16 protein-coding genes are annotated in these 18,152 nt (G+C 60.0%); 6 read left to right on the plus strand and 10 right to left on the minus strand.

The annotated features are described in order from the left end of the window. Position 1: 1 nt before the first annotated feature. From K5E40_RS24380 to K5E40_RS24400, 5 genes are all read right to left on the minus strand, one after another. Positions 2–445 carry a hotdog fold thioesterase gene (locus tag K5E40_RS24380; protein WP_221732999.1) on the minus strand — a complete coding sequence of 148 codons (444 nt, stop codon included), beginning with the start codon at positions 443–445 and terminating at the stop codon, positions 2–4. Between the two features lie 31 nt (positions 446–476). Beyond that, a complete protein-coding gene (locus K5E40_RS24385; protein ID WP_221733000.1) occupies positions 477–2,132 on the minus strand; it encodes an AMP-binding protein in 1,656 nt (551 codons plus the stop codon). A 201-nt stretch (positions 2,133–2,333) separates the two neighbouring features. Continuing rightward, positions 2,334–2,786 (minus strand): phosphohistidine phosphatase SixA, encoded by a 453-nt coding sequence (gene sixA, locus K5E40_RS24390; protein ID WP_221733001.1) that lies wholly within the window; start codon positions 2,784–2,786, stop codon positions 2,334–2,336. After that, entirely contained in the window at positions 2,783–3,130 is a 348-nt protein-coding gene (locus K5E40_RS24395) for a DUF4389 domain-containing protein (RefSeq protein ID WP_221733002.1), read from the minus strand. Before K5E40_RS24395 ends, sixA begins: the two co-directional genes overlap by 4 nt. An 18-nt stretch (positions 3,131–3,148) precedes the next feature. Beyond that, positions 3,149–4,174 (minus strand): NAD(P)H-dependent glycerol-3-phosphate dehydrogenase, encoded by a 1,026-nt coding sequence (locus tag K5E40_RS24400; RefSeq protein WP_221733003.1) that lies wholly within the window; start codon positions 4,172–4,174, stop codon positions 3,149–3,151. Positions 4,175–4,370: 196 nt separating this feature from the next. On the opposite strand from K5E40_RS24400, the gene K5E40_RS24405 reads away from it, so the two are divergent. The 6 genes from K5E40_RS24405 (at position 4,371) to K5E40_RS24430 (ending at position 11,846) form a co-directional block, all read left to right on the plus strand. Beyond that, positions 4,371–6,494 (plus strand): TonB-dependent receptor domain-containing protein, encoded by a 2,124-nt coding sequence (locus K5E40_RS24405; protein ID WP_221733004.1) that lies wholly within the window; start codon positions 4,371–4,373, stop codon positions 6,492–6,494. Position 6,495: 1 nt separating this feature from the next. Further along, positions 6,496–7,428 (plus strand): ABC transporter substrate-binding protein, encoded by a 933-nt coding sequence (locus K5E40_RS24410; RefSeq protein WP_221733005.1) that lies wholly within the window; start codon positions 6,496–6,498, stop codon positions 7,426–7,428. After that, positions 7,425–9,329 (plus strand): response regulator, encoded by a 1,905-nt coding sequence (locus K5E40_RS24415; protein WP_221733006.1) that lies wholly within the window; start codon positions 7,425–7,427, stop codon positions 9,327–9,329. Before K5E40_RS24410 ends, K5E40_RS24415 begins: the two co-directional genes overlap by 4 nt. Positions 9,330–9,576: 247 nt before the next feature. After that, the gene (gene fabA, locus K5E40_RS24420; RefSeq protein WP_221733007.1) at positions 9,577–10,092 is read left to right on the plus strand and encodes a 3-hydroxyacyl-[acyl-carrier-protein] dehydratase FabA; all 516 of its coding nucleotides are present in this window, start codon (positions 9,577–9,579) and stop codon (positions 10,090–10,092) included. Between the two features lie 11 nt (positions 10,093–10,103). Then, the gene (gene fabB / locus K5E40_RS24425) at positions 10,104–11,324 is read left to right on the plus strand and encodes a beta-ketoacyl-ACP synthase I (protein WP_221733008.1); all 1,221 of its coding nucleotides are present in this window, start codon (positions 10,104–10,106) and stop codon (positions 11,322–11,324) included. A gap of 333 nt (positions 11,325–11,657) precedes the next feature. Next, a complete protein-coding gene (locus tag K5E40_RS24430; protein ID WP_221733009.1) occupies positions 11,658–11,846 on the plus strand; it encodes a hypothetical protein in 189 nt (62 codons plus the stop codon). A gap of 69 nt (positions 11,847–11,915) precedes the next feature. On the opposite strand, the gene K5E40_RS24435 is transcribed toward K5E40_RS24430, so the two are convergent. The 5 genes from K5E40_RS24435 to cysM form a co-directional block, all read right to left on the minus strand. Then, complete coding sequence (locus tag K5E40_RS24435) at positions 11,916–12,458, minus strand: DUF2058 domain-containing protein (protein WP_221733010.1); 543 nt, start codon at positions 12,456–12,458, stop codon at positions 11,916–11,918. A gap of 25 nt (positions 12,459–12,483) precedes the next feature. After that, positions 12,484–13,317 carry a nucleoside triphosphate pyrophosphohydrolase gene (mazG, locus tag K5E40_RS24440; protein WP_221733056.1) on the minus strand — a complete coding sequence of 278 codons (834 nt, stop codon included), beginning with the start codon at positions 13,315–13,317 and terminating at the stop codon, positions 12,484–12,486. A gap of 132 nt (positions 13,318–13,449) precedes the next feature. Then, complete coding sequence (gene relA / locus K5E40_RS24445) at positions 13,450–15,693, minus strand: GTP diphosphokinase (protein WP_221733011.1); 2,244 nt, start codon at positions 15,691–15,693, stop codon at positions 13,450–13,452. Between the two features lie 76 nt (positions 15,694–15,769). Further along, complete coding sequence (rlmD, locus tag K5E40_RS24450; RefSeq protein WP_221733012.1) at positions 15,770–17,170, minus strand: 23S rRNA (uracil(1939)-C(5))-methyltransferase RlmD; 1,401 nt, start codon at positions 17,168–17,170, stop codon at positions 15,770–15,772. Continuing rightward, on the minus strand, positions 17,170–18,072 hold the full coding sequence (cysM, locus tag K5E40_RS24455; protein WP_221733057.1) for a cysteine synthase CysM: 903 nt from the start codon (positions 18,070–18,072) through the stop codon (positions 17,170–17,172). The genes rlmD and cysM overlap by 1 nt, the downstream gene beginning before the upstream one ends. Positions 18,073–18,152 lie beyond the last annotated feature (80 nt).

The following is an 18,152-nucleotide window of genomic DNA, read 5'->3' on the forward strand; positions in this document are numbered from 1 at the left end:
CTCAACTCGAGGGTGGTGTCTGCCCCAACGGCACCACTGCCATGGTCAAGCGCGAGACACAACTGGCCTTGCCTTCATCGCTGGTCAGTCGAATGTCCCAGACATGCGTGGTGCGACCGATATGAATCGGCTTGGCCACAGCCGTCACCCGGCCACTGCGCAAACCACGCAAATGGTTGGCGTTGATCTCAAGCCCCACGCAATAAAACTGGCTGGCATCGATACACAAATAACTGGCCATAGAACCGACAGTTTCAGCCAGCACCACCGAGGCGCCACCGTGCAGCAGGCCGTAAGGCTGGTGGGTGCGATGGTCGATGACCATGCTCGCGGTCAGTGATTGTTCGTCGAACGCCTCGAAACGGATATCCAGCACTTCGCCGATGGTGTTTTTCTGGATTGCGTTCAACTGCTCGATGTCGGGAGTGGTGCGCCACAGGCTCATCACAGACTTCCTTTGTTGTTTTAGTGGTCGCTCAATCCTGCCACAGCACCGCCTCGCTGCGCTCGCTCCATTCTTCGAAGCGCGCGCCGTAGGTGTCTTCGATGACGTTGCGTTTGATTTTCAGGGTCGGCGTGAGAAACCCGTTCTCCACCGCCCAACTGTCCTTGACCACCACCAGTCGACGCAGGCGCTCGTGCTTGTCGAGCACCGCGTTGACCTCCTCCAGCAGTTTTTCCAGGCTCGAATGCAGACTCGCCCGCCCCTCTTCCTGATTGACAATGGAGAGCACGCACAAGCCCAGCGGCGCGCTCAAACCATCGCCCACCACGCAGACCTGTTCGATACGCGAATGCACCGCCAGCCGATTTTCGATCGGCGCCGGAGCCACATATTTGCCTTTACTGGTCTTGAAGATCTCCTTGAGTCGACCGGTCAGGCGCAGGCGCCCTTCGGCATCCTGTTCGCCCTTGTCGCCGGTGCGCAGAAAACCGTCCTCGGTGATCGTTTCGGCGGTTTTCTGCGGTTCCTTGAAATAGCCGAGCATGTTCGCCTGACTGCGTACCTGCACTTCACCGGACTCATCGATACGCACTTCAACATCCGGGCACGGTTTGCCGATCCAGCCCTGCTTGTATTGACCCGGCAGGCAGATGTGCGAATAGCCGCAGCTCTCGGTCATGCCGTAGACCTCCAGTACGTCGAGCCCGAGCTTCTGATACCACGTAAGCAAGGTTTGCGGCACTGGCGCGGCGCCCGACAGGGCGACGCGCAAGGCATCCAGCCCGAGGCCAGCGAGCACTTTGTGCCCGACCCGCTTGCCGATGAACGGCAGGCCGAGGAGCAAATCTAGACGCTTTGCCGGGATCTTGCTGTAGACGCCCATCTGGAATTTGGTCCAGATTCGCGGCACACCGAACATTGCGGTCGGGCGCGCACGCTGCAAGTCAGTGATAAAAGTCTCGAGGCTTTCGGCAAAGAACACCGTCTGCCCGATGTAGATCGACGCCAACTCTACAAACATCCGCTCGGCGACGTGGCACAGCGGCAGGTAGGAGAGCAATCGATCATGCTCGTTAAGCCCGAATAACTGCGTGCCATGGGTCGTCGCAAACCCGAGATTGGCGAAGCTGTGCATCACGCCTTTGGGCAGGCCGGTGGTGCCGGAGGTGTAGATGATGGTCGCCAGTTGCTCGGCGGCAGGACGCGGGTCGTCCTGGATCGGTGAGCGGCGTTGCAGGTCGGCCCAACTGAAATCGAAGTCGCCGATCGGATGCAGCGGCAGGCTGATCGTGGGCAGACCCGCCGGCATGCCCTTGGACATGCCCGACCAGTCATCGAGTTTGCCGATAAACGCCAACACACTTTCCGAGTGATTGAGCACCTGAGCCACGGAGTCGGCGGTCAGGTTGGGATACAGCGGCACAGAGACGTGCCCGGCCATCCAGATGGCGAGATCGGCGATGATCCAGTGCGCGCAGTTTTTCGAGATCAGCGCGATGTGGCTGCCCTGCGGCAACTCGCGCGCTCGCAGCCAATGCGCGGCGCAGCGGGCCTGATGGCCGACGTCGGCCCAGGTCAGCGTTTCGACCTGCCCGCCCCCGATTGGCTGTACAAGGAAGCGCTGGCGCGGATGCCGTGCCTCGCGTTCGTAAAACACGTCCAGCGGCAAACGGAATGCGGCAGACATGCGACTCGCTCCTGTTTTTTGGGTCTGGAGCAAGCGTAGTCAACCAAGCAAGTGCTTGGTTGGAAAATTCACACAAATAATTTCCAACGACACAGAGAAAATATGGGAGCAGCCTGCTCGCGAATGCAGGGTGTCAGGCACATAAGTTGTGAATGACACTCCGCTTTCGCGAGCAGGCTCGCTCCCACAAAGGGATCAGCGTTATGGATGCTTGAGGCTATTGAGGGTCATCGAGCCGATCAGCAGTTCAGGACTCTCCAGCTCAGCCAAACCCGCCGTACTGACCTTCTCCGGCGGATACCCGGCGCCGTGCTGCAAATAGCTGAGCAAATTGCCCACCAGCGGGTTATGGCTGACCAGCAGCACATTGCTCACCGAAACCAGTTGATCGGTGACCTTGTCCGGGTCGACCTCCGGCGTCAACCACTCGACCGTGCGAATCGGCGGCTCGAAACCCAGCGCCTCACGGACAATCTGCGCGGTCTGTTGCGCGCGCAGATAGGGGCTGGCGTAGATCGCGGTCAGCGGCTGGCCCATCAGTCGGGCGGCACTGCTCAAGGCTTCCTGGCGGCCATGCTCGGTCAGCTCCCGCTCCGCATCGGGGCACGTGCCATAAGGCACGGCTTCACCGTGACGCAATACCCAGAGCTTCATAGTTTGGGTTCCTCATCTCTGGCCGGATGCGGTGCTGGCGGCACGGCGTGCGGCGCTTCACCTTCGGGGGTGCGCGGTGCAGGCCAATCGGCGAACGGCCATGGTTTCTGGTCGCTGTGAAAGCTGCCGAAACGGCCGATCTGTGCCAGAAACTGGCTCAGGCTGTCGCCGAAATTCATCAGGCCGGCGCTCGGAGCGCCATAGATCAAACGATAGATCAGTTGCACCAGCACCACTGCGCCAAGGATGAACTGCGCCACTTGCCAGACCAGCACGTAAATAATCATCCACAACACCCGCAGGAGGATGGACTCGTACTTTGTGTCGGTTTTTGGATCGTTCATAGGTCGTTCCCTGCTGATTCAGTTAAAACCACTGGTGGAAATAAAGTCGACGTCGGTTTTCGGCTCGGCCCGCATCAACAACGCGATGACCTGATCCAGCGTGCGCCCTTCGAACAGAATGGCGTGCAGCCCGGCGACCAGCGGCATGTACACACCCACCTCCTGGGATTTGGCCTTGAGCACTTTCAAGGTATTTACCCCTTCGGCAACTTCACCGAGGCGCGACACGGCTTCGTCGAGGCTCAGCCCCTGGCCGAGGGCGAAACCGACCTGATAGTTGCGGCTCTTGGGCGACGAACAGGTCACGATCAGGTCACCGACGCCGGCCAGACCGAGGAAGGTCATGGGGTTGGCACCCTGATTCACCGCAAACCGGGTCATCTCGGCCAGGGCCCGGGTGATCAGCATGCTCTTGGTGTTCTCGCCCATCTCAAGAGCCACCGCCATGCCGGCGATGATCGCATAAACGTTTTTCAACGCCCCGCCCAGCTCGACACCGAAACGGTCGGCGCTGGCGTACACGCGGAAGGTGCGGCCATGCAGCGCAGCTTGCACTTGTTTGCACAGGTCTTCGTCTTCACTGGCGACCACGGTGGCGGTCAGTGCGTGCTCGGCGATTTCCCGCGCCAGATTCGGCCCGGACAACACGCCGATGCGCGCTTGCGCAGCGATCTCTTCGAGGATCTGGCTCATCAGTTTGAAGGTGTGGGCTTCGATACCCTTGGTCAGGCTGACCAGCATTTTGCCGCTCAAGCGCTCGGCGTGGGCAGCCAGAACCGTGCGCAACGCGCTGGACGGCAGGGCGACAAAGCACAAATCACAGGCATCGAGGGTGGCTTGCAGGTCGGTGACGGCGGTCACGCCCGGCAGAATCTTGATGCCTTTGAGGTAACGCGGGTTTTCGCGATTGACCCGGATGGCCTCGGCCTGCTCGGGGTCACGCATCCACTGCAAGACTTGATGGCCGTTCTCGGCCAGAAGATTGGCCACGGCGGTACCAAAACTTCCGCCTCCCAGGACCGCAATCGGGCGCTGTTCAGTCATATGCAATCCGTTAATCCATACCAGTGGCGATGTCGGCATTATACGGGGCGACCCCGTCGCGGCCAGCCCCCGCGTCAATTACCGATACTTGTAGGAAGAAGACCAACAAAACCTAGGAAAATGCCTATAACGTGACTGGAAAAGTCGCTGCCCTCGGTTAACATGCCCGCCAATTCTTCGCTCTATAGGCTGTGTCGTGCTCTTTGCTTCTCCCTCATCGCGCTCGTCCCTGTTGCTCGCGCTGTTGTTCAGCCCGGTCGTGCAGGCAGATGACCTGTTCATGGACAGCGAGTCGCTACCGCAGGTGCTGACGGCCACACGCCTTAAACAGACACCGGCGCAAGTGCCGGGAAGCATGACCGTTCTCGACAGCGAATTGATCAACGCCAGCGGCGCCCGCGACATCAGCGAACTGCTGCGCCTGGTGCCCGGGATGATGGTCGGCAACGTCAGCGGCAATCAGGCTGTGGTCAATTACCATGGCACCAACGCCAGCGAAGCACGGCGCATGCAGGTGTTGATCGACGGCCGCTCGGTTTACCGCGCGGGGCTGGCCACGGTGGACTGGAGCGATATTCCGGTGGCCATGGAAGACATTGAGCGCATCGAAGTCTTCCGAGGCCCGAACACTGTCAGCTACGGCGCCAATGCACTGATGGCGGTCGTCAACATCATCACGCGCCACCCGGCGAACAGCCACGGCACACGGCTGAAGATCAGTCGAGGCCAGCGCGGTATCAACGATTTCTATGCCCGCCAGGGCACGAACTGGAATGGCGGCGACCTGCGCCTGTCGCTGTCAGGTCAAGAAGACGACGGCTTCGACAGCGATCGCACAGGTGCGGACTATCGTGACAGCCGCCGCTTGAGCCGTTTCAGTCTCGCGGTCAGTCATACCCTCAACGACAGCCAGAGCCTCGACTGGCAGGTCAACGCGAAGGACGGCACCAACCAGCGGCCCTATACCTACCGACCGGTGTTCTCAGGGATTACGGACGCGGGGAACAACTCCGACGTGGTGGCCAAGGACTACGCCGGGTCGGTGCGCTGGAATCTCGACATCAATCCCGAACACAGCCTTTATGTACAAGGATCGGCGCAGCACTGGGATCGTCAGCAAACCTGGCGCGCTTGCGACGCCGAAGTGTCGTTCAGCCCGGAATTGACGCAGCTGTGGCAACTCGACCCCAATTACACCGAGCGCCTGGCGCGCAACATCACCCGATTCACTGGCCCCGGCGCCGAGCCCGGCAGCCCGCAGAAAATGGCGCTGGCCAATCGGGCACTCGATCAGTGGCGCAACGGCGCCAGTCGAACCCTGTGCGGTGACATCGACCAGAGTGCCCGGGAATCGCGTTACGACCTCGAATTGCAGGACACCCTCAGCCTGTCCGACAGCCTGCGCCTGGTCAGCGGCATGAACTATCGTTACGACCGGGCCGATTCCGAGACCTACTTCAACGGCACGCTGGATGACACCACTTGGCGCGCCTTCGGCCAACTGGAATGGCGCGCGACCGAACACTGGCTGTTGCAGGGCGGTGCAATGTTCGAAGACACGCAACTGATCGGCAGTTCGCTGACCCCGCGCTTCGCGATCAACTACCTGATCAACCCGCGCCATGGTCTGCGTGCGGTCTACTCGGAGGCGATCCGCTCGCCGGACATGTTCGAGAACAACGTCAACTGGAGCTATCAGGTGACCAACCTGCGGCCCTCGGCGTACGGTCAGTCGTCAGCGCGTTATTTCGTCAAGACCCGTGGCCCCGGCGATCTCGATCAGGAACACATGCGCTCGCGTGAACTGGGCTACAACGGCTATTTCGCAGAGTGGGGACTGGGACTGGATGTGAAGCTGTTCTACGACGAAATCACCGGGATGATCAGCGAGCCGTTGCGCAACAACCAATACATCGCCAGCAATGCCAACAGCTCACGTTTTCGCGGCACCGAAACCCAACTCGACTGGCGCGTGAGCAGGGTCGACCGCTTGCGTTTCACTTACGCCTACGTCGACGCCCAAGCGAGCAATCCGCTGGATCAGCAATTCACCTCGCGCAACAGCGGTTCGGCCGGTTGGCTGCGCGACTGGGGCCAAGGCTGGAACAGCGCCCTCTTCTATTACGGCGACAACGCGCTCAACGGCTATCGCTTTGAACGGGTCGACACGCGGATCGCCAAACGCATCCCACTGGGCAAAGCCCAACTGCAACTGGCCGGCGTGCTGCAACAGCGCCTTGATCACGAGCCAACTACGTTCGTCGACAACCAATACGACGAACGCCGGGTGATGTACTTCAGCGCCGAGTTGGAGTTCTAGGATGCGCCACGGCCTGTCACGGAAGACGCCAACCCTTGGCCACTGCCTGGCCGGGCTGTGCCTGTTTCTGGCCCTGTGGCTGCACGGCATGGCAGTGCAAGCGGCCGATATTCTGCTCACGGGGGCTGAAGAAAGTCCCGGCGTGCAGGCTTTCGTTCAGGCACTCAGCGAGTTGCGTCCAACCGACAGTGTGCGTTTCCAGCCGCTGGTCAGTCTGCCGGTACCGGGAAAATTACCTACCAGCCTGCGCCTGATTCTGCTCGATCTGCCAAGCCTCGACTGGCGCCTGCAAGACTCAAAGGGCCCGCCAACGCTGGTGCTGCGTATAAGCCGCGTGCAAGCACATCAGCGTTTCGGCTCGGCACAACCGTCGCAACTGAGTCTGCTGTGGAGTGATCCGCCACTGGGCCGTCAATTGCAGTTGATCCGGCGGATGCTGCCGCAGGCGCGCAGGGTCGGCGTGTTGTTCAACCCGCACAGCGAATTCCTGCTCAAGGAACTGCGCCTGACCGCTCAGTCGCTAAATCTGCAAATCGTCAGCCAACGCTGGGACAACACCCACGACAACCGCCCCCTGCAAGCAGTACTGAAAAACAGCGACGTGCTGCTGGGCCTCGACGATCCTGATCTGTACAACCCGAAAACCGCGAAAAACCTGCTGCTCAGCAGTTACTCGCAGCAAGTGGCGCTGGTGGGACCCAACGTTGCGTTCGTCCGCGCCGGCAGCCTGGTCAGCACCTACAGCGATCAGAGCGACTGGCTGGCGGTGCTCGACCAACTGCTCGACCAGCCGCCGGGCAATTGGCCGCGAACGCTCTACCCCAAACGTTTTAAAGTCTCAAGTAATGCGCAGGTGGCTCGTTCCCTTGGGATCGAACCGTTAAATGACGCGTCAGTCGCCAGAGCGTTGGCTGAAGGAGAAAGCCGCCCATGAGTTTCCGTCGCCGTTGGGACATCAACACCCGCACCCAGTTGATCAGCCTGGGCCCGGCGCTGTTGCTGACCTTGTTGTTGATCAGCTTTTTTACCTTCGTGCGCATTCAGGATTTGCGCCAGGAGCTGAACCACACCGGCCAATTGATCGCCAACCAACTGGCGCCCGCCACCGAGTACGGGGTGATTTCCGGCAATAACGAAGTACTGGAGAGCCTGCTCAAAGCCTCGCTGGCAACCCCCAACGTGCGCTTTATCGAAGTGCAGGACAGTGCCAACCGGATTCTGGTCTACGTCGAGCAACCGGCGAATGTCCATAGCCGTGCGCATCAGGTCGAAGTTTTTCAAGCGCCGGTAAGGCTGCAACGGATCGCCCTGCACAATGATTTTTTCCAGGACACCAAAGTCAGCAATGGCGCGGCCAACGAGGATTATCTGGGGCGAGTGATCGTCGGTCTGTCCAACGATGCCTTCAGTCAGCGTCAGCAGGAAATCCTGCTCAAGGCCGGGATTCTGGCGCTGTTTGCCCTGCTCTTCACCTTCATCGTCGCGCGGCGCCTGGCGGGCAGCCTGTCGCGGCCGATTCGCGATATCGGCAATGCGGTCAAGGCGATTCAGGAAGGCGACTATAAAACGCCGCTACCGATTGTCGACGACACCGAACTGGGCGCCCTGTCGCAGCACATCAACAACCTCGCTCAGGCGCTGGAACAGGCCAGTCGTGAACAGCATCAAGCCATGGCCCAACTGATCCAGACCCGTGAGGAAGCGGAAAAGGCCAACAGCGCCAAATCCGATTTCCTGGCGATGATGAGCCATGAACTGCGCACCCCCATGAACGGCGTGCTGGGCATGTTGCAATTGCTCGAAACCGCCGACATGACCGAGGAGCAGGTCGAGTACGCCGCGCTTGCCTCGGAGTCCACCGAACACCTGCTCAAGGTCATCAACGACATTCTCGACTTCTCGCGCATCGAGCGTTCGGAACTGGAACTGGAGCACATCCCGTTCAATCTCGCCGAACTCATCGCAGCCTGCGCCCAGTCGTTCCAGCACAGCGCGGTGCAGCGTGGCCTGGCGCTCAACCTGCGGATTCCCGAAGACATGCGCGGTTTGCAGGTACAGGGCGATCCGACGCGGATCCGGCAGATTCTGGTCAACCTGGTCGGCAACGCCTTGAAATTCACTGAACAGGGTCGGGTCAGCATCGAGGCGCAGTGGCAGTCACTGGATCACGAACTGCTGTGGTTCACCTGTTCGGTGCGCGACAGCGGCATCGGCATTTCGTCCGAGAGCCTGGAGTTGATGTTCAACGCCTTCCAGCAGGCCGACAGTTCTATTTCAAGGCGTTACGGCGGCACCGGCCTCGGCCTGCCGATTGCCCGTACCCTCGCCGAGCGCATGGGCGGGACATTGCGCGCGCAGAGCGAGGAAGGTCGTGGCTCGGTGTTCACCCTGGAAATTCCGCTGGCTCTTTATAAGCAGGCGTTGCCTCAACTGACCGCGCCACGCGCATTGAACAGCAGCGGTCACGGCGAGGGGCGTCATGTGTTGCTCGTGGAAGACAATCCGGTTAACCAAACCGTGATTGAAGCGATGCTGCGCAGTTTGGGCTTTACTGTCAGTGTTGCCACCGATGGCGCACAAGCGGTGCAAAATGCCGAAGCAAGCGATTTCGAAATGATTCTCATGGATTGCCGTCTGCCGATCATTGATGGCTACGAAGCGACCCGGCAGATTCGCCGCTTGCCCGGACGCAACGCGGTGCCGATCATCGCATTGACCGCCAACGCCTTGCAGGGTGACCGGGAGGCCTGCCTGTCGGCGGGCATGAACGATTATCTGGCGAAGCCGTTCAAACGCAATGACCTACAGCAGATTCTGCAGCGCTGGGTGTCGTAGTGACGGCTTTTCGACCATCTGCGACTGGCGTGAAAAGCGAAAGTGCGGCAGTCTTAGGCACCCGAACGAGCCTCAAAAGGGGCTTGAATAAAAATTTCAGTGCACAAGTGTACATTCATGTCCTTGGTGCTGTGACTTTCACCACAACGCAATAGTCTATGAGTAGGCTGCCGGTTCGAGGCATGAACGCTTCGAACGGTCGGGAAGATTTGCCCCACCTGCCGCATGGGATTATTGAGGAGCTCGCATGACCAAACAAAACGCCTTTACTCGGGAAGATCTGCTGCGCTGCAGTCGCGGTGAGCTGTTCGGCCCAGGTAACGCGCAACTGCCCGCCCCGAACATGCTGATGGTGGATCGAATCACCCTGATCAGCGAAGAAGGCGGCAAGTACGGCAAAGGTGAATTGGTCGCCGAACTGGATATCAATCCTGACCTGTGGTTCTTCGCTTGCCACTTCGAAGGTGATCCGGTGATGCCGGGCTGCCTCGGTCTGGATGCCATGTGGCAACTGGTCGGTTTCTTCCTGGGCTGGCAAGGCCTGCCGGGCCGCGGCCGTGCGCTGGGTTCGGGCGAAGTGAAATTCTTCGGCCAGGTGCTGCCGACCGCCAAGAAAGTCACCTACAACATTCATATCAAACGCGTCCTCAAGGGCAAGCTGAACCTGGCCATTGCCGATGGTTCGGTCAGTGTCGATGGCCGCGAAATCTACACCGCCGAAGGCCTCCGGGTCGGCGTGTTCACTTCCACTGAAAACTTCTAAGGGTTATCCGCATGCGCCGCGTCGTTATCACTGGTCTGGGCATTGTTTCGTGCCTGGGCAATGACAAAGAGACCGTCTCCGCTAACCTGCGTGCAAGCCGCCCTGGCATCCGGTTCAACCCGGAATATGCCGAAATGGGTCTGCGTAGCCAGGTTTCCGGCTCCATCGACCTCAACCTTGAAGAGCTGATCGATCGCAAGATCTATCGCTTCGTCGGCCACGCAGCGGCATACGCCTACCTGGCCATGAAAGACGCTATCGCTGACTCCGGCCTGACCGAAGAGCAAGTGTCCAACCCGCGTACCGGTCTGATCGCCGGTTCCGGTGGTGCTTCCACGCTGAACCAGATGGAAGCGCTGGACATCCTGCGCGAGAAAGGCGTTAAGCGCGTTGGCCCATACCGCGTCACGCGGACCATGAGCAGCACCGTTTCCGCTTGCCTGGCCACGCCCTTCAAGATCAAGGGCCTGAACTACTCCATCGCTTCTGCCTGCGCCACCAGTGCTCACTGCATCGGTACCGCCATGGAACAGATCCAGATGGGCAAGCAAGACATCGTCTTCGCCGGTGGCGGTGAAGAAGAGCATTGGAGCCAGTCGTTCCTGTTCGACGCGATGGGCGCCCTGTCCAGCAAGCGCAACGACACCCCGCAACAAGCCTCCCGTGCCTACGACGCTGATCGTGACGGTTTCGTCATCGCTGGCGGTGGTGGCATGGTCGTGGTTGAAGAGCTGGAACACGCTCTGGCCCGTGGCGCGAAAATCTACGCCGAAATCGTTGGCTACGGCGCGACGTCCGACGGCTACGACATGGTCGCTCCAAGCGGCGAAGGCGCGATCCGCTGCATGCAAATGGCGATGTCCACCGTTGATACCCCGATCGACTACCTGAACACCCACGGCACTTCGACTCCGGTCGGTGACGTCGCGGAAATGAAAGGTGTGCGTGAAGTGTTCGGCGACAAGGCACCTGCCATCAGCTCGACCAAGAGCCTGTCCGGTCACTCCCTGGGCGCCGCCGGCGTTCACGAAGCGATCTACTGCATGCTGATGATGGAAGGCAACTTCATTGCCGGTTCCGCCAACATCGACGAGCTGGACCCAGAAGTGGCCGATATGCCGGTGCTGACCAAGACCCGTGAGAACGCCACCATCAACACCGTGATGAGCAACAGCTTCGGCTTCGGCGGCACCAATGCCACGCTGGTACTGAAGCGCTGGGAAGGCAAGTAATTCCCCGCTGCTGAGCCACACATGAAAACGCCCCGACTGGTTCGGGGCGTTTTTTTTTGGCCTGAAGGAAATGGCAGTTACACCGTAAAACCCGGTGGGAGCGAGCCTGCTCGCTCCCACAAGTGGGCTTGCGGAGCTTCTGAAAATGAAACTTCTGTCATGCAACTTCCCACCCTGCGACCGAATGTCGCGGTTTTAGCGGCCTCCAGCACTGTTGCAGAATTCGCAACTATACCTTGCACGAATCAGCCGTTTACTTAGCAAACTAACAAATCATATAAAAGAGTCCTGCACACGCCTTGCTGCAGATAACTTGAGATTTGGAGCTAGCAGATGACTGTAAAAGTAACTGAACGCGACGATTCACACATGTCCCATGAAGGCGTAGCCGCCGGTGTACGAATCTGGGATGTGCATCAACAAGACTTGCTGGTCGGCATGTTCCACAACGAAATCGATGCCCACAACTACAAGGCCGAACTGGAACTGCAAGAACAGCAACGGGATTTGCGAACCGCCTGAACCACCCACAGCATTGAAAACGACAAACCCCGCCATGGCGGGGTTTGTCGTAGTGACAGCTTTACCGATTTACCACATCAGATCATCAGGGATCTGGTAGGCCGCGTACGGATCGTCCTCGGTGATGACCTCTTCGGTCTGTACGTTGAGCTGAACGATGCGCTGCGGATCGCGCTCCTGGATCTTCAGGGCCGCTTCACGAGGGATCACTTCATAGCCGCCGGCATGGTGCACGATCGCCAGCGAACCGCTGCTGAGCTTGTTGCGCATCAGCGTGTTGACCGAGAGGCGCTTGACCTTCTTGTCGTCGACGAAGTTGTAGTAGTCCTCGGTGGTCAGCTTCGGCAGACGCGAGACTTCGATCAACTGCTTGACCTGTGCCGCACGCGCCTTGGCCTCGGCTTTTTCTTTCTGCTGACGATTCAGCTCCTGGTCACGCTTGACCTTCTCGGCCATGGCTTCCTGAGCGGCACGCTGCTGCGAGTCATCCAGCTCGACCTGACCTTTGTGGGCCAGACGCTGCTGCTTCTGCTTGTCCTTGCTGACCTGCTTGGCCTGCTTTTGGTTGACCAGCCCTGCTTTGAGCAACTGATCGCGAAGGGAAATACTCATGGTGCTTACTCACTTGGGCAGTTGCTCAGCCGCAGCTGGGCAAATTCTTTTCCTGGCGTTTGGCTTCACCCCAGAGGGTGTCCAACTCTTCGAGGGTGCAATCTTCCATGGGACGGTGGGTGTCGCGCAATGCCTGTTCGATAAAACGGAAACGTCTTTCAAACTTGCCGTTGGCACCACGCAGTGCGGTTTCCGGATCGACCTTCAGATGCCGGGCCAGATTGACCACGGAAAACAGTAGATCACCGATCTCGTCAGCCACCGCGGCGGGATCGTTTTCAGACATGGCTTCAAGCACTTCATCGAGCTCTTCACGCACCTTGTCGAGCACCGGCAAGGCGTCTGGCCAGTCGAAGCCGACCTGCCCCGCACGCTTTTGCAATTTGGCTGAGCGTGACAGCGCAGGCAGCGTCGCCGGTACGTCATCAAGCAGCGACAGTTGCTCTGGCGCAGCGGATTTCTCGGCGCGCTCTTGCGCCTTGATCTCCTCCCAGCGCTGCTTGACTTGCTCTTCACTCAAACGCGGTACGTCGAGCGGCGCATATAGATCGCCGGTGGGGAAGACGTGGGGATGACGGCGGATCAGCTTGCGGGTGATGCTGTCGATCACCCCGGCAAACTCGAATCGCCCCTCCTCCCGTGCAAGCTGGCTGTAATACACCACTTGGAACAACAGATCGCCCAACTCGCCCTGCAAGTGATCGAAGTCGCCACGCTCGATGGCGTCGGCCACTTCGTAGGCTTCTTCGAGGGTGTGCGGGACGATGGTTGCATAGGTTTGCTTGATGTCCCACGGGCAGCCGTACTGCGGATCGCGCAGGCGACTCATCAGGTGGAGCAGGTCTTCAAGGCTGTACATCATTTATCTCTCACCACAAAACCCATGTGGGAGCGGGCTTGCTCACGAATACGGTGTGTCAGCAACAATGATGTCGACTGAGACGCCCTTTTCGCGAGCCAACCCGCTCCCACAGTTGATCGGCGTTGGTCTTCACGGAGTACGGTTACGCCGCGTTTCGATGATGTTCGGCAACTGCGAAATCCGCCCCAGCAACCGCCCCAACGCATCCAGACCCGGAATCTCGATGGTCAGGGACATCAGTGCGGTGTTGTCCTCCTTGTTCGAGCGGGTGTTGACCGCCAGCACGTTGATCCGCTCGTTGAGCAATATCTGCGAAACGTCTCGCAGCAGACCGGACCGGTCGTAGGCACGGATGACGATGTCCACCGGATAGGTGAGCACCGGCACCGGCCCCCAACTGACCTGGATGATCCGCTCAGGCTCGCGCCCGCCCAGTTGCAGCACCGAGGCGCAGTCCTGGCGGTGAATGCTCACGCCACGGCCCTGAGTGATGTAACCGACAATCGCATCGCCCGGCAGCGGCTGGCAGCAACCGGCCATCTGCGTCATCAGGTTGCCGACGCCCTGGATCTGTATGTCGCCGCGCTTGCCCGGCTTGTAGCCAGTGGCTTTGCGCGGGATCAGCTCCAGTTGTTCGTTGCCGCGTTCCGGCTCGACCAGTTGCTGCGCCAGGTTGACCAGTTGCGCCAAACGCAAATCGCCAGCACCGAGGGCGGCGAACATGTCTTCGGCGGTTTTCATGTTGGCCTTGTCCGCCAACTTGTCGAAATCCACCGCAGGCAGCCCCAGACGCGCGAGTTCGCGCTCGATCAGGGTTTTGCCCGCCGCAACGTTCTGATCACGGGCCTGCAACTTGAACCAGTGAACAATCTTGGCCCGAGCACGGGAAGTGGTGACGTACCCCAGGTTCGAGTTCAGCCAGTCGCGACTCGGCGTCCCGTGCTTGCTGGTGATGATCTCGACCTGCTCACCGGTTTGCAGGCTGTAGTTGAGCGGTACGATGCGCCCGTTGATCTTCGCGCCACGGCAGTTGTGACCGATTTCCGTGTGCACGCGGTAAGCGAAGTCCAGCGGCGTCGCGCCTTTGGGCAAGTCGATGGCGTGACCGTCGGGGGTGAAGATGTAGACCCGGTCCGGCTCGATATCGACGCGCAGTTGTTCGGCCAAGCCCCCGATATCGCCCAGTTCTTCATGCCACTCGAGCACCTGACGCAGCCAGGAGATCTTCTCTTCGTAGTGATTGGAGCCGGATTTGACGTCGGTGCCCTTGTAGCGCCAATGCGCGCAGACGCCGAGTTCGGCTTCTTCGTGCATGGAATGGGTGCGGATCTGCACCTCCAGCACCTTGCCTTCCGGGCCGATCACTGCGGTGTGCAACGAGCGGTAGCCGTTCTCTTTCGGGTTGGCGATGTAGTCGTCGAACTCTTTCGGAATGTGCCGCCACAGGGTGTGGACGATGCCGAGCGCGGTGTAGCAATCGCGCATTTCCGGCACTAGCACGCGTACCGCACGCACGTCGTAGATCTGGCTGAATTCCAGACCCTTGCGCTGCATTTTGCGCCAGATCGAATAGATGTGTTTGGCTCGGCCGCTGATGTCGGCGTCGACACCCGTGGCCTGCAATTCGTCTTTGAGCTGGGTCATCACGTCGGCGATGAAACGCTCGCGATCCAGCCGTCGCTCGTGGAGCAACTTGGCGATCTGTTTGTATTGATCGGGTTCCAGGTAGCGGAAGGACAAGTCCTCCAGCTCCCATTTGATATGACCGATGCCGAGCCGGTGCGCGAGCGGCGCATAGATGTCGAAGACTTCCCGGGCGACACGGTTACGCTTCTCATCGTCGGCGGTTTTCACCGCGCGGATTGCGCAGGTCCGTTCGGCCAGTTTGATCAGGGCAACGCGCACGTCGTCGACCATTGCCACGAGCATCTTGCGCAGGTTTTCCACCTGACCTTGCGCCCCCATGACCATCGACTGGCGCGGGCTCAGACTGGCGCTGATGGCGGCCATGCGCTGCACGCCGTCAATCAGTTTGGCGACCACCGGACCGAAGCGCTGGCTGACGGCTGCGAGTTCGATCTGGCCTTCGCGCACACCGCGATACAAGACCGCAGCGACCAGCGAATCCTGATCGAGCTTGAGGTCGGCAAGGATCTCGGCGATCTCAAGCCCGGTGCGGAAACTGCCGGAGCCCTCGGCCCACAGATTCTTGGCGGCGTTGGACTGTTGTTCAGCCTCGCGAGCGAACTCGCAGGCTTCTTTCAAGGCTTCGCGATCCAGTGCCAGATCGACACTGACCGCGTGATCGAGCCAAGCCTCGAGATTGATACTGCCGTCATTGTTGATCGGCTGGTGTGCTCTCACCTGTACCATCTTGCTTTACCTTCCCTACGACGCAGATTCAATGCGTCAAATCGCTGGTCTTCTATGCCCCTGGGCACTCGCGGGGCTAACGCGAGCGCGTCACGGACAGACCGGACGGATCAGACGAGCCATCCTGGCTCGCTTCAAATAACGCCATGGCTTCGACATGTGCCGTCTGAGGAAACATATCGAGAATCCCGGCACGTTTTAACCGGTAGCCCTGCTTGATCAATTCGACCGTATCGCGCGCCAGCGTTGCCGGGTTGCACGACACATACACCAACCGCTTGGCACCCAGGGTCGCGAGCTTGCGCACCACCTCGAAAGCACCGTCACGCGGTGGGTCCAAGAGTACCGCAGAAAAGCCGCTTCCGATCCACTGAGCATCGGTCAAAGGCTGGGATAAATCGGCTTGAAAAAACTTTGTGTTATGCAAATTGTTACTAGCGGCGTTCGCGGCGGCACGCTCGACCATGGTCTGCACGCCTTCGACCGCCACCACTTCGCGCACGGTTCTGGCCAGCGGCAAAGCGAAGTTGCCCAAGCCGCAGAACAGATCCAGCACACGCTCTTCGCTCGTCGGTTTCAGCCAATCCAGCGCCTGCGCAACCATCGCTTCATTAACACCGGCGTTGACCTGAATGAAATCCCCCGGCCGGTAAGCCAGATCAAGCCCCCATTGTTCCAGGCGATAACCCAGCGACTGGTTCGCATCAATCGGTTGCGGCCCGCCTTCGCCATGCAGCCACAATTGCGCTTCATGGAATTGGCAGAAATCCTTGAGGATCGTCATATCCGCTTCCGACAGCGGCGCCATGTGCCGCAGCAACACCGCCAGCGATGAACCGCTGAACAACTCGATATGCCCCAGCGCTTGCGGTTTGCTCAAACGACGGAGCATCTGCGGCAAAGAAGTCATGATCGGCTGCAAGGGCTGTACCAGCACCGGGCATTCACTGATCGCGACAATGTCCTGACTGCCGGCAGCACGGAAACCCACCTCAAGTTGCTTCGCTTTGATGTCCCAGCGCACGGCAATACGGGCGCGACGGCGATAGCCGAACTCGGGGCCGGTCAACGGGATCGCCCACTCTTGCGATTCGACACCGGCGACCTTCGATAATTGCTCGGCGAGCATGCGCTGTTTCAGGGCAAGCTGTTCGCTGTGGGGCAAATGCTGGACGCTGCAACCGCCACAACGGCCCGCGTGCTGACACGGCGCCGGGCGGCGCAACTCGCTGGCCTTGAACACGCGTTCGGTACGCGCCTCGACCACTTTGCCGTGGGCGCCGAGCACCCGCGCCTCGACCTCTTCACCGGCGAGGGCACCGAGGACGAACCAGGTGCGGCCTTCGAAAAACGCGATGCCGCGACCGTCATTGGCCAGACGCTCGATGTTCAAGCGCTGTTTTTTGCCGGTCGGGATTTGCGGGGCCTTGCTGCCACCCGTGGGCTGGAAGCGCAGGCCTCTCTCGTGTTTGGCCATCAGTTGGGCGCGTCGAAAATGCCGGTCGACAGGTAACGGTCGCCACGGTCACAGATGATCGCGACGATCACCGCGTTTTCAACTTCTTGGGACAGACGCAGCATCGCTGCCACCGCGCCACCCGAGGACACGCCACAGAAGATGCCTTCTTCGCGGGCCAGACGACGGGTCACGTCCTCGGCTTCGCTTTGTGCCATGTCGACGATGCGGTCGACGCGGTCAGCCTGATAGATCTTCGGCAGGTATTCCTGCGGCCAGCGACGGATGCCGGGAATGGCCGAGCCTTCCATCGGTTGCAGACCGACGATCTGCACGTTGTCGTTCTGCTCTTTCAAGTAGCGCGACACGCCCATGATGGTGCCGGTTGTGCCCATAGAGCTGACGAAATGAGTGATGCTGCCCTGGGTCTGACGCCAGATTTCCGGACCGGTGGTGGTGTAGTGGGCTTCAGGATTGTCACCGTTGGCGAACTGATCGAGCACCTTGCCACGGCCTTCGGCTTCCATGCGCTGGGCGAGATCGCGAGCACCTTCCATGCCTTCTTCCTGGCTGACCAGAATCAGCTCGGCACCGTAGGCGGTCATGGCCGCTTTGCGCTCGGCGCTGGAATTGTCCGGCATGATCAGGATCATTTTGTAACCCTTGATCGCTGCAGCCATGGCCAGAGCGATCCCGGTGTTGCCCGAGGTCGCTTCGATCAGCGTGTCGCCGGCGTGGATCTGCCCGCGCAACTCGGCACGGGTGATCATCGACAGCGCCGGACGGTCCTTGACCGAACCCGCCGGGTTATTCCCTTCGAGCTTGAGCAATAGGGTGTTGCTGGTGGCTCCGGGCAGGCGCTGCAAACGCACCAGCGGAGTGTTGCCGACGCAATCGGCGATGGTTGGGTACTGCAAGGTCATGGCGTATTCGCAATCCAGACGTGCGGGGGCGCCTATCATACCGGCAAACCCGCGCAGGCCATATCACGCAAAGTGCGGTG

The sequence above is a fragment of the Pseudomonas baetica genome, assembly GCF_019733355.1.
GTDB classification, from domain to species: Bacteria; Pseudomonadota; Gammaproteobacteria; order Pseudomonadales; family Pseudomonadaceae; genus Aquipseudomonas; species Aquipseudomonas baetica_A.